Below are 12,267 nucleotides of genomic sequence, written 5' to 3' on the forward strand. Positions count from 1 at the left end.
CAATGCGGGCAGGCCCCTGTGCTTACCCACAGGGCGAACACGAGGTTCGCCCCTACAGACCATTCGCCCAGGTTTTCCTGATCCGTAGGGGCGCACGGCCGTGCGCCCCTACATATTTTGGGCGCTCACCCGCCTGGCGGTTCCCCGGAGGCCTACCCCTTCCCATCTTTCCCCTTTTTCACGAGCGCCAGGGCCACCCGGTCGGGGGCGAGGGGGAGGCGCCTGAAGCGCACCCCGGTCGCGTCGTAGACCGCGTTGGCGATGGCCGCCGCCGTCGGCACCGTCACCTGCTCCCCCGCCCCCTTGGCGCCGTAGGGGCCGTTCGAGTAGGGATCCTCGACGATGATGGCCTCGACCCGGGGCATGTCCGCCACGGTGGGGGCCAGGTAGCCGTGCATGTCGGGGTTGAGCATGCGGCCCCCGCGCTGGACGATCTCCTCCATGAGGCAGAAGCCCACCCCCATGTAGACGCCCCCGTCGATCTGCTGCCGCACGCCGAGGGGGCTGATGGCCCGGCCCACGTCGTGGGCCGCCCAGACCCCGGTCACCTCGATCTCCCCCGTCTCGGGGTCCACCAGCACCTCGGCGACCTGGGTGCCGAAGCCATAGACTTCGTAGGGATCGCCCAGGCCGGTGTCGTGGTCGGTCTTGGCGGCGGGGGGGATGCTGTCCGCCGCGCCCAGGAGCTTGTGCTTGTCCGCCACGAAGGCCTTGGCGATCTCGGCGAGGGTGAGGCGGGTTTCGGCGTGGGAGCGCGAGCGCACGGCGCCCCCCTTGAGCTCCAGGTCCTCCGGGTCGGCCTCGAGCAGGAGGCCGGCCAGGCGCAGCACCTCCTGGCGGGCACGGAGCGCCGCCTGGAAGACGGCCTTCCCGCCCTGCATGGTGATGCGCGAGCTCGAGCTCGTGCCGCCGAAGGGATCGACCGCGGTGTCCACCGCCCCCATGAGGAAGCTCCCGAAGGGCACGTCCATCGTCTCGGCCGCGATCTGGCAGAGCACGGTCTTGCTCCCCTGGCCGAAGTCCACCACCCCGGCCGCCACCCGGACCCGCCCGTCCGCCGTGAGGAAGATGTGGGCCTCGGCGGGGGAGTAGGCGTTCCCCGTGCCGTAGAGGCAGCTCGCCACCCCCATCCCGCGCAGCCTCCCGTCGGGGGCGCGGCGGGCGCCGTTCCCGCGCCTCGCGCGCCAGCCCGAGGCCTCCTCCGCCTTGGCGAGGGTCTCCATGAGGCCGACGCTCTCGGAGAGGCGCTGGTTCCACGGGGTGCGCGAGCCGATCTTGAGCCCGTTGATGCGGCGCAGCTCGATGGGGTCGATCCCCAGCGCGCGGGCCAGCTCGTCCAGCTGCTGCTCCCCGGCGAAGTGCACCTGGGGGCAGCCCGGGCCGCGCATCTGGCCCCCGTAGGGATGGTTGGTGTGGACGCAGTAGACGTCCACCTTCACGTTGGGGATCTGGTAGGGCCCGAGGGCGTGGTAGGTGGCCCGCTTGAAGGCGGGGGGGTTGTCCCCGCCGTTCGCGGCGTAGGCCCCCTTGTCGAGGTAGACCTCCACCTCGGCGGCCACGATGCGGCCGTCGCGCGTCGCCCCCGTGCGCGAGCGGATGAAGGCGGCGTGGCGCTTGGAGGAGGCGATCATGCTCTCCTCCCGTGAGTAGACGAGCCGGACGGGCCGCTGGGCCGCCCGCGCCAGAAGCGCCGCCCGCAGGCACACGTCCAGGCTGGCCTCGCTCTTGCCGCCGAAGGCCCCGCCCGGGATGGTCTGGATGAAGCGCACCGAGGCCTCGCCCTTCAAGCCCAGGGCCCGGGCGACGTTCTGGCGCACGAGGAAGGGCTGCTGGGTGCTGCCCCAGACGGTACAGCCGCCCCCGGGAAGGGGGGCCACCGCCGCCGACTCCACCTCGATGTAGAGGTGCTCGATCGAGGGGGTCTGGTACTCGTTCTCCACGATCACGTCGGCGAGCCGGAAGCCCTCCTCGACGTCCCCGTTCCGGATCTTGGCGTGGTTGAGGAGGTTGCCCTCCGGCCAGAGCTTGGGCGCCCTGGGGCCCATCGCCGCGCGCGGATCCTCGGCCACCGGGAGGGGTTCGTACGCCACCCGGATGAGGCCCAGCGCCGCCTCGGCCGCCTCGGCCGTCTCGGCGGCCACGAGGGCCACCACGTCCCCCATGTAGCGCACCCGCTCGCGGGCGATGAGGGGGGCGCCCCGGCGGTGGCCGATCATCCTGATTTCATTGGGAAAATCGGCCCCCGTGAGGACCGCCGCCACGCCCAGCGCCCGGCGGGCCGCCGAGGCGTCGACCGAGAGGAGGCGGGCGTGGGCGCTGCGGAGCGCCCGCCCCGTCAGCATCCCCGGCAGGCGCAGGTCGTCGAGGTAGGTCGCCGTCCCGGCGGCCTTCTCCGGGGCGTCCAGGAAGGGGAGCGTCTGGCCGATGGTCGCTCCTCCCATATCCTTGGCTTCGGCCATGGTGTCCTCCAGGCTGCGGGAGCGGCTGATGAACGGGTCCTCAATCTACCGCCCGCCCCCGGGCTTGTCCACGAGGCGTTTTGGAGGCGGTTCCGCGTCCGGCCGATAGGGCATGGGCGAAGGGGGAGATGCCTTCCCGCGGAGACAGGCGGCGGGGGTCCTGTGCTATAAATGACGGCGCATGCGAGCGGATGGGCACGTCCGGACGAAGGGGCGGCGTCGATGGGCGTCATCAACCTGGAGAACATCGAGGCCGGCATGGTCCTCGCCGCCGACGCCAAGGCGCGCAACGGCCGGGTGCTCCTGCCCGCCGGGAACGCCCTCACCGGAAAACACCTTCAGATTTTCAAGGCCTGGGGCGTGACCGAGGCCGACATCGAGGGGGTGACGCGCCAGGACGTGGCCGCCGCCGCCGCCGCCGAGTCGCAGGTGGAGCCCCGGCTCCTCGAGCGGGCCCAGGCCATCCTCCAGGAGCGCTTCCGCCACGTGGAGGACGGCCACCCCTTCGCGGAGGAGCTCCGCCGGCTCTGCCTTCTCCGGACCGTGAAGAAGCTCTAGGAGACGGGGAATTGGCCATCCTCAACCTGCGGCAGCTCCTCGGCCCCGACGATTCGGTCCCCTCCCTCCCCACGGTCTTCCACCAGCTGGATGTGGCGGTGAACAACCCGCGCAGCTCCATGCGCCAGGTCGCCGAGATCATCAGCGCGGACCAGGCACTCTCCGCGCGGCTCCTCAAGCTGGTCAACAGCGCCTTCTTCGGCTTCCCCTCCCGCATCGAGACCATCACCCACGCCGTGACCATCGTGGGCATGCAGCAGCTCCGCGACCTGGCGCTGGCCACCTCCATCGTGCAGATGTTCAAGGGGATCCCGATCGCGCTCCTCAACCCCAAGTCCTTCTGGATGCACAGCATCGCCTCCGGCACGGCGGCCCGCATCCTGGCCTCCTACCACCAGGAGCCCAACGTGGAGCGCTTCTTCGTCGCGGGACTCCTGCACGACATCGGCCACCTCGTCCTCTACCGGCACCAGGCCGACCTGGCCAAGGAGACCCTCCTCCGGAGCATCGAGGCGGGCCGGGTGCTCTACCAGGTGGAGCGCGAGATGATGGGGACGGACCACGCCGAGGTGGGGGGCGAGCTACTCTCCTTCTGGAAGCTGCCGCCGAGCCTGGCGGAGGCGGTGCGGTTCCATCACCTTCCCTGCGGGTCCGGCCGGTATCCGCTCGAGGCCAGCATCGTCCATTTGAGCGACGTCATCGCCAACGCCCTCCAGTTGGGCACGAGCGGGGAGCGCCACGTGCCCCCCCTGGAGCCCCGGGCGTGGGACGGGCTCAAGCTCCCGGTCAGCATCCTCTCCCCGGCCGTCAGCCAGCTCGAGCAGCAGGTGGCGGGCGCCCTGGCGCTCTTCCTCGAGGACGCGCGATGACGCCCGACGCCGACGCCCGCATCCGGGAGCTGGAGGCCCGGCTCGAGTACCTCGAGGAGGTGAACCGCTGGACCCTCGGGACGCTCAACATGGTGTCCACGATCAACGACTTCCAGGCCGTCCTGAGCGGCGGCCGGGGAATGGAGCATATCCTCGCGGAGACCAAGCTCCGCCTGAAGCGGCTGGTGCCCTTCGAGGGGATGGCCTTCTTTTCGGTGCGCGAGGATGATCAGAGCTTCGTCCTGGCGGACTGCGAGCCGGAGGAGGCGCGCGGCCCGCTCCAGGCGGAGGCGGACCGCCTGATCGAGGAGGGCACCTTCGCCTGGTCTCTCTTCCAGTTCCGGTCGGTCCTGGTCCCCGCGGGGGACGGCCGCGGCCGCCTGCTCCTCCACGTCGTCTCCACGCGCTCGCGCACGCGCGGCATGTTCATGGGCGCGCTCCCCTCCCCCGACTCGAACATCTACGACGCCACGCTCAACCTCGTCTCCATCGTCCTGCTCAACTGCGCCTATGCGCTCGAGAGTTGCGATCTCTACCGGGCGCTCCACGACACCCACCGCTCCCTGGAGCAGACCGTCCAGGAGCGCACGCGCGAGCTCCAGGTGGCCCGGGACCGCGCCGAGGAGGCGAACCGCGCCAAGAGCGAGTTCCTCTCGAACATGAACCACGAGCTGCGCTCCCCGCTGAACGCCATCATCGGCTTCAGCGACGTGGTGCTGCTCAACTCCAAGGACCCCGAAACCGTCAGCCTGGTGGGGAAGGTGAAGGATGCGGGCAAGTACCTCGCCCGCCTCATCGAGGACCTGCTCGACCTCGACCGCATCGAGGTGGGCGGCGTGCGGCTGGACCTCCAGGAGGTCCAGATCAACCGCCTCGTGGCCTCGACGGTGGAGACCCAGCTCTCCCAGCTTCCCAAGGGCTTCTCCCTGGAGTGCACGCTGGACCCCGCCTGCGGCGCGGCGGTGTGCGACCCGACGCGCATCCGCCAGGTGCTCCAGAACCTGCTCGACAACGCGGTCAAGTACTCGCCCGAGGGCGGCACGGTGCGCATCCGCACCTGGGTCGAGGCGGGGGAGGTGCGGGTGAGCGTGCAGGACGAGGGGATGGGCATCGCTCCCGAGCACCAGAAGGTCATCTTCGAGCGCTTCCGCCAGCTCGAGTCCGGCCACCGGCGGCGGGCGGGGGGCCTCGGCATCGGCCTGAGCCTCGCCCAGCGCCTCCTCGCCCTGCACGGCGGGCGCATCTGGGTGGAGAGCCGGGTCGGCGGAGGAAGCGTCTTCACCTTCGCGCTGCCCATCCTGCGCGCCGCCGCCGAGGGGGCCGGCCTTCCCGCACCCTTCCCGGCCGGCCCGGGGGAGATGGACGAGCCCTGGGCCGGGCGCAGCGTGCTCATCGTGGACGATGTGGAGGACTACCATAAGCTCATGCGCCTCCTGATGCGGCAGGCGGGCCGCATCCTCTCGGCCTTCGACGGCCAGGAGGCGATCGAGCTGGCCCGGCGGGAGCGGCCCGACCTCATCCTCATGGACCTGCGCATGCCGGTGCTGGACGGCTTCGAGGCCATCGGCCGCCTCAAGGCCGACACTGCGACACAGGGGATCCCCATCCTCGGGGTGAGCGCCCAGGTCATCAAGGAAGACCGGGACCGGTGCCTGGCGGCGGGGGCGGAGGGCTACATCACGAAGCCCCTCGACCTCGACGCCCTGCGCCTCGAGATCGAGCGGGTGATGGCGTAGGCGGGAAAACATCGGGCGCTGGCCGCCGCGGGGGCATTGCGCCGCAGGGGCGTATGGCAATACGCCCCTGCGGAGTCTCTGCATGTTTTGTCCGCAGGGGCGACCGGCCGATCGCCCCTGCGGAGCCCCCGCCCGGTTCCGTAATCCCACGCATGAATGGGGGCGAACACCAGGTTCGCCCCTACGGAAATCATCCTTCCGGGAGAGGGAAACAATGGCCGCCTCGGATTCCCCGTCCCCTGGCATCCCCGGCCGCGAACTCTTCCCGGACTACCCCCGCGTCCCGGCCCTCTACCGGGCCGAGGTCGAGGGGTTGACCGAGGCGCAGCTCGACCGCAGGCGCCCCGAGAAGAGCTGGGGCCTCTGGTCCGTCCGGGACCAGGTGAGCCACATGGCGTCGGTGCCCTACCGGTGGATCCTCAACCGCTGGGGGGGGATCCTCTTCGGCGACGGCCTCCCGCGCGACCCCGAGCTCCTGCGCACGGGCTTCTCCGGCCGGATGATGAACCCCGCGCGCTTCCACGCCATCGGGGACCTCCTGGCCGCGCAGGAGGACGCCTTCGCCCTGGCCTGGGAGGTGCTGGGGCGCGAGACGCGGGGCTCGATGCGGGCGAAGGAGATCACCGAGCGCCTCCCGCCGGGGGCGCGCCGCCCGCCCGCCTACGAGGACGTGCGCGCGTGGCGGGAGCTCTCGATCAAGCCCCATCCCACGGGGGCCTGGCTGGACCCGGCCGACCCGGATCTCTTCCACTTCGACCTCGAGTACACCTTCCGTCACATCCTCTGGGAGGCGTACGCCCACCTGAAGACCATCCAGATGCACAAGCGGGCGGAGGGCCTGCCGCCCCGGTCCGAAATCCCGGACGAGGGCTACGTCCGCATCCTGACCTGGGAATAACGCTCCGACGGCCGCCCGAAAACCCGGGAAAATGCCCCCGAAAGCAGGAATAAATCGCAAAGTAAGTGGTTGCACATTCATTCACTTTCCCCTATCCTTTGAGGATCATCCACGATACGAAGCGGACCAGACCGAAAAAGGGCTTCTTTTCCGGCGGGGTCGCGGCCTTGACGCTTTTGGAGGGGTCCCTAGCGCGGCGCGGACCCATTCCGCGCCCGGACGATGCCAATTCCAAATAGGAGAAGGATCATGCGGCAACGATTGGCAACCGCGGCAACCGCTTTCTCCGTCCTGGCGTTTATTCTCTCCTTCGGGGCCGCGCACGCGGCCTGGCAGCCCACCAAGCCGGTCGAGTTTGTCATCCCGGCGGGCACCGGGGGCGGCGCCGATCTCATGGCCCGCTACATCTCCGCGCTCATCCAGAAGCGCAAGCTCGCGCCGGTGAATTTCCTGGTGGTGAACAAGTCCGGGGGCGCGGGGGCCGAGGGCTTCCTGCACGTGAAGTCCCAGAAGGGCAACCCCCACGTGATCATCATCACCCTCTCCAACCTGTTCACGACGCCCCTCGCCACGGGCGTGCCCTTCAACTGGAAGGACCTGACGCCCATCTCGATGATGGCGCTCGACTACTTCGTCCTCTGGGTGAACGCCGAGTCCCCCTACAAGACGGCCAAGGACTACATCGCCGCCGTCAAGGCCAAGTCCGGCCAGATGAAGATGGCCGGCACGGGGGCGAAGCAGGAGGACCAGATCATCACCGTCCAGATGGAGCAGAACTTCGGCCTCAAGTTCATCTACGTCCCCTTCAAGGGCGGCGGGACGGTGTGCGCCAACCTGGTCGGCAAGCACGTCAACTCCACGGTCAACAATCCCTCGGAGTGCCGCGGGCATTGGCAGGCGAAGCGCGTCCGCCCCTTGGCCACAATAGACACCGAGCGGATCAAGCTCCCCATGTGGGACACCATCCCGACCATGAAGGAGGCCACGGGGAAGGACATGTCCTACAACATGCTCCGCGGGATATTCGCCGCGCCGGGCATCCCCAAGGAGGCGCAGGAGTACTACATCGGCCTCATGAAGCGCATCACCGAGACCGCCGACTGGAAGAAGTACATCAGCGACAGCGCGCTCAAGCCCCAGTTCATGACGGGGCCCGACTACGTGAAGTGGCTGGAGGGGGCGGAGGCGCTGCACAAGGACCTGATGACCAAGGCCGGCTTGATCAAGAAGTAACGGGAAAGGGCCGATGCGGAAGATCGAAATCCTGACGGCTTTGGGCTTCATCGCCTTCTCCCTCGCGGTGATGGGGGAGGCGAATAAAGTCGGCGTCGGAACGCCAGGGAAGGCGTTCCAGCCGGGTTTCTTCCCGTTCTGGCTGGGCGCCCTCCTGGGCCTCTGCGGCACCGTCCAGCTCGTCCGGCTTTTCACCACGGGAGCGAGGGCTTCCTACGTCCCCTTTTTCCATGACCGGACGGCGTGGGTTTCCGTCCTCAAGATCGTCGCGACGGGGGCGGCGATGCTCATCCTCACCTACCTGGTGGGGTTCTACACGGCGGCCATTGTCTACATATTCGTCTATCTCCGCTTCGTCGGCCGCCACCGCTGGCCCGCCGTCCTCATCATGAGCCTCGGGATCCCCATCGCCAGCCACATCATCTTCGAGCAGGTTCTCCAGATCCTCCTCCCGCAGGGGATCTTCAGCGTCATTCCCTATTTCGGCTGAGCCCGGGAGAGCGGACCGTGTGGGAAACTTTTAGCGATCTCGCGTTCGGCCTCTCCGTCGCCTTCACCATCCCCAACCTGATCGCCGGGGCGAGCGGGGTCATCGCGGGGACCGTCATCGGGGTCATCCCCGCCCTGGGCCCCACCCAGGGGGCGGCCCTCTTCCTCCCGGTCATCTTCCAGCTTCCCCCCGCGACGGGCCTCATCTTCCTCTCGGGCCTCTACATGGGCTCGATCTACGGCGGCTCGGCCACCTCCATCCTCTTCAACATCCCGGGCACCCCCATGGCCGTGGCCAGCGCCTTCGACGGCTACCCCATGGCCCTCAAGGGGGAGGGCGCGCGGGCGCTCGCGGGCTCGGCCGTCTCGGCCTTCGTGGCGGGGTCGGTCTGCATCGTGATGTTCTCCTTCTTCGCCCGCCCGCTGGCGGAATACGCCCTCACCTGGGGCCCGCCCGAGTACTTCTCCGTCCTCATCCTCGCCTACGCCGCCCTGGCCGGGCTGGGGGGCGGAAGCGTCCTCAAGTCCGCGATGGCCACCATGATGGGGCTCATCTTCACCACGGTCGGCGTCGACATCGTCACCGGCACCCCTCGGGTCACGTTCGGCCTGGTGCCGCTCCTGGCGGGCATCAAGTTCCTGGTGGTGGTGGTGGGGGCCTTCGGGGTGGGGGAGCTCCTCCGTGCGGGGGAGGAGAACATCTTGGTGAAGGGCGCGGTCAAGGCCAAGGTGAGCTGGAGGGACGTGGCCGGCGCCGTCCGGGAGATGGCCGGCTACTGGAAGACCTTCCTCCGCTCCACCATCACGGGCTTCTGGATCGGGGTGCTGCCCGGCACGGGGGCGACCCCGGCCTCCTTCGTGGGCTACGGCCTCGCCAAGCGCTTCTCCAAGAACCCGGAGAAGTTCGGCAAGGGGGACCTCGAGGGCGTGGTCGCCCCCGAGTCCGCCGCCGCGGCCGCGGAGGTGGGCTCGCTCCTGCCCCTGGTGACGCTGGGCATCCCCGGCTCCCCGACGGCGGCGGTCATCCTGGGAGCGGTCATGATCTGGGGCCTCCAGCCAGGGCCGCTCCTGATGAAGGACCACCCCGAGGTCGTCTGGGGCTTCATCGCCAGCATGTACATCGCGGCGGGCCTTTCTTTGATCCTGAATCTCTTCTTCATCCCCCTCTGGGCCCAGATACTCCGCATCCCCTTCACCGTCCAGGTGCCCCTGATCATGCTGCTCTGCTTCATCGGGGGCTACACCGAGAACAACACGCTGCCCACCATGTGGCTCGTCCTGCTCTTCGGCCTCGTAGGCTATCTCTTCAAGAAGCTGAACTACCCGCTGGCCCCCCTGGTCGTGGGGGTCGTGCTCGGGGAGGACACGGAAACCGCCTTCCGCCAGAGCCTGATCATCTCCCAGGGGGATTTCAGCGTCTTCCTCACCCGGACGACCTCCCTCGTCCTCCTCCTGGGAGCCTTGGCCCTTTTCCTTTACCCGGTCGTGATGGATTTCCTGCAACGGCGCCGGGCGGCCGGCGCCCCGGCGGCCCACCCCCCTTTCCCGGCCTAGCGCCCTCCGCCCCCTGTCCTTTCTCAAGATGACATTGGCTTCATTTTCGATATAATTCATCCGTCCCTGGTTTCACGTGCGGCACCGGGTTCCCGGGCGCGGCGTCTAATCCGGATTCATGCGAAGGCAGAAGCGAGATGCTCGATTACCTGCTGACCAGCCTCACCGCGGCCTTGACGTTCCAGTTTCTTCTCGAACGCGTCGCCTTCCTGCTCACGGCCCTCGCCTACGTCATGCGCGACATCCTGCTGCTGCGCAGCCTGGCGGTGGTTTCGGGGGTGCTGTGGTTCGTCCTGATGTACTTCGCCGGCTTCTCCTCGCTCGCCCTGGTCGAGCAGTCCCTCCTGCTGACCATCAATGTCGTGCGCATCGTCATGCTGGTGAAGGAGCGCCGGGGCGTCTCCTTCACCGAGGAGGAGCAGGAGCTCTACCGCACGGTGTTCAGCCGATTCTCGCCGGTGGAGTTCCTCAAGATCATCCGCCTGGCGGAGTGGCGGAACGGGGGGCCGGGCGAGCTGCTCGCCGTCCAGAACCAGCCGGTGAACCACCTCATCATGATCTACAACGGCGAGGTGGCCATCGTGAAGGAGGATCACGAGGTGGTCCACCTCCGCGACGGGACGATGATCGGGGAGATGTCCTTCCTGCGGGGCGGGAACGCGACGGCCACGGTGCGGGTCGTCCGCCCCACGCGGTACGTGGCCTGGCCGCAGGAAGACCTGCGGAAGCTGCTGCGCCGGAACCCCACCATGGACGTGGCGATGCAGTCGGTGCTGAGCGCCGACCTGATCAACAAGCTGACGTCCGAGACGGCGGCCGTCGCGGCCAGCGCCGGCGCCAAGTGAGGGGCCTCCGGCCGGGCGGGGAATTTTGCCTTTTCCGCCCATCCGGAGTATAAAATCCGGAAAGGTCGGCAAAGGGGAACGGCGGGAAGTCCGATGGCGCCGGAAAGGCGAGGGATGCGGCCCAAAACCCGGTTATTGACCTGCCTCGTCCTCGGCGGCAGCCTTTGGGTTGCGGGCTGCGCCGCCCTTCTCGATCCCGACCGCGAGCGCAACAACCTCCTTTTCACCGACAAGGACATCGACGAGATATTCAAGTCCTACCAGAAGGACGCCACCCAAGCCAAGGAGCGCCGCGCCGCCGAGCTGAAGGGGGCGGTCAAGCGGGTCGACGTGACCCGGAAGGAGGGGGAGAAGGACTTCCTCGTCTCCGTCCACCTGGAGAACGCCTCCCTCAAGGAGGTCGTCGAGATTATCCTGGCGAAGACCGAGATCCCCTTCTTCCTCCAGGACGTCAAGCTGGCGGGCCTCGTCTCGGGACGGTTCGAGAACGTCCCCTTCATCCGCGCCATCAACATCATCCTGAATTCCGAGGGCTACTCGGCCAGCATGTCCGAGGAAGGCATCCTGTTCATCCGGGCCTCCTACGACGGCCCCGGGGCCCCGGCGGCGCCCGCGCCTGAAACCGCCCCGCCCCCCCCGCCGCCTTCCGCCCCCGGGCCGGGGCCGGCCTCGGGCGTCCAGCCGCCCAGCCGCTTCAGCGATTCCTTCCCGCCGGCCATGTTCCGGCGGACCACCCTCATGGTGCAGAACGTTCCCCAGGCCCCGGCCGCCCCGCCGCAGCCGCCCGGCCTCCCGCTCCCGCAGCCGCCCGGCGCCCCGCTTCCGGAGCCGCCCGGTTTCCCGCTCCCGCAGCCGCCCGGTCTCCCGCTCCCGGAGCCGCCCGGGGCGTCGCGGAAGCCGCCCCAACCCGAGGTGTCGGTCGAGTACCCCCTGCAGCACCTGAATTCGGAATCGGCGGACAAGATACTGAACCGCCTCTTTCCCTCGGACGCGGCGGCCGGCGCCCTGCCGGGAGCCATCCCCGGCATCGGGATCGGCGCCGGGCCGTCGGAGCCCGGCGCGGAACCCGTCCGTTTCGGCATCGAGGCCACCCGGAACACGGTGATCATCCGGGGACCGAGGGACCAGGTCCTCAAGATGCGGAAGATTCTCCAGACCATCGACCGCGAGCCCCAGCACGTGCTGATCGAGGTGCTCTTCCTCGAGGTGAGCGCCGATGCCCTGGAGTCCCTCAACATCGCAATCGCCGACTTCTTCCGGCACCGGTTCGGCAGCCTCACGACCAATATCGGGTCCGAGACGCTGCGCGCCCTCACCTTCACCTACAACCGCGCCCCGGACGCCTTCGTCGAGTTCCTCCGGTTCAGGGGGGGCATCGATCTCCTCTACCGCAAGAACCTGGCCCGCGTCATCGCGCGGCCCTACCTGGCCTCCCTGACGGGGAAGACCTCGGCCCTCAAGATCACCGAGGACCGGAGCATCGTGGTCCAGAGCGTCGAGGGCGGCGCCGCCGTCGCCTCCACCAAGGAAATCTCGAGCGGCGTCGAGCTCAAGATCACGCCCACCGTCCACCTCTCGGGCTCGATCAACATGGTGGTCGAGGTCGAGGAGTCCGAGTTCATCCCC

The 12,267-nt window shown here is 68.8% G+C and carries 10 protein-coding genes; 9 read left to right on the forward strand and 1 reads right to left on the reverse strand.

Annotated elements, in window-relative coordinates:
* Window positions 1–152: 152 nt before the first annotated feature.
* A complete protein-coding gene (locus HYZ11_15070) occupies window positions 153–2,459 on the reverse strand; it encodes a xanthine dehydrogenase family protein (GenBank protein ID MBI3128925.1) in 2,307 nt (768 codons plus the stop codon).
* Window positions 2,460–2,681: 222 nt separating this feature from the next.
* Here HYZ11_15070 and HYZ11_15075 point away from each other — a divergent pair, with 222 nt between their 5' ends.
* The 9 genes from HYZ11_15075 to HYZ11_15115 all read left to right on the forward strand — a co-directional run.
* Window positions 2,682–3,017 carry a hypothetical protein gene (locus HYZ11_15075; protein MBI3128926.1) on the forward strand — a complete coding sequence of 112 codons (336 nt, stop codon included), beginning with the start codon at window positions 2,682–2,684 and terminating at the stop codon, window positions 3,015–3,017.
* A gap of 11 nt (window positions 3,018–3,028) precedes the next feature.
* On the forward strand, window positions 3,029–3,886 hold the full coding sequence (locus HYZ11_15080; protein MBI3128927.1) for an HDOD domain-containing protein: 858 nt from the start codon (window positions 3,029–3,031) through the stop codon (window positions 3,884–3,886).
* Window positions 3,883–5,622 carry a response regulator gene (locus HYZ11_15085; GenBank protein ID MBI3128928.1) on the forward strand — a complete coding sequence of 580 codons (1,740 nt, stop codon included), beginning with the start codon at window positions 3,883–3,885 and terminating at the stop codon, window positions 5,620–5,622. Before HYZ11_15080 ends, HYZ11_15085 begins: the two co-directional genes overlap by 4 nt.
* 214 nt (window positions 5,623–5,836) lie before the next feature.
* Window positions 5,837–6,520: a hypothetical protein gene (locus HYZ11_15090; GenBank protein ID MBI3128929.1), complete on the forward strand. Its 684-nt coding sequence runs from the start codon at window positions 5,837–5,839 to the stop codon at window positions 6,518–6,520.
* Between the two features lie 249 nt (window positions 6,521–6,769).
* Entirely contained in the window at window positions 6,770–7,753 is a 984-nt protein-coding gene (locus HYZ11_15095; GenBank protein ID MBI3128930.1) for a tripartite tricarboxylate transporter substrate binding protein, read from the forward strand.
* A gap of 13 nt (window positions 7,754–7,766) precedes the next feature.
* Complete coding sequence (locus HYZ11_15100; GenBank protein MBI3128931.1) at window positions 7,767–8,243, forward strand: tripartite tricarboxylate transporter TctB family protein; 477 nt, start codon at window positions 7,767–7,769, stop codon at window positions 8,241–8,243.
* Between the two features lie 17 nt (window positions 8,244–8,260).
* Window positions 8,261–9,796 (forward strand): tripartite tricarboxylate transporter permease, encoded by a 1,536-nt coding sequence (locus HYZ11_15105; GenBank protein ID MBI3128932.1) that lies wholly within the window; start codon window positions 8,261–8,263, stop codon window positions 9,794–9,796.
* A 137-nt stretch (window positions 9,797–9,933) separates the two neighbouring features.
* A complete protein-coding gene (locus HYZ11_15110) occupies window positions 9,934–10,641 on the forward strand; it encodes a cyclic nucleotide-binding domain-containing protein (GenBank protein MBI3128933.1) in 708 nt (235 codons plus the stop codon).
* 114 nt (window positions 10,642–10,755) lie between these two features.
* A partial coding sequence (locus HYZ11_15115) for a hypothetical protein (GenBank protein MBI3128934.1) occupies window positions 10,756–12,267 on the forward strand: 1,512 nt, incomplete at its 3' end.

Source organism: Candidatus Tectomicrobia bacterium, from assembly GCA_016192135.1.
In the GTDB taxonomy this organism is placed as follows: Bacteria; UBA8248; UBA8248; order UBA8248; family UBA8248; genus 2-12-FULL-69-37.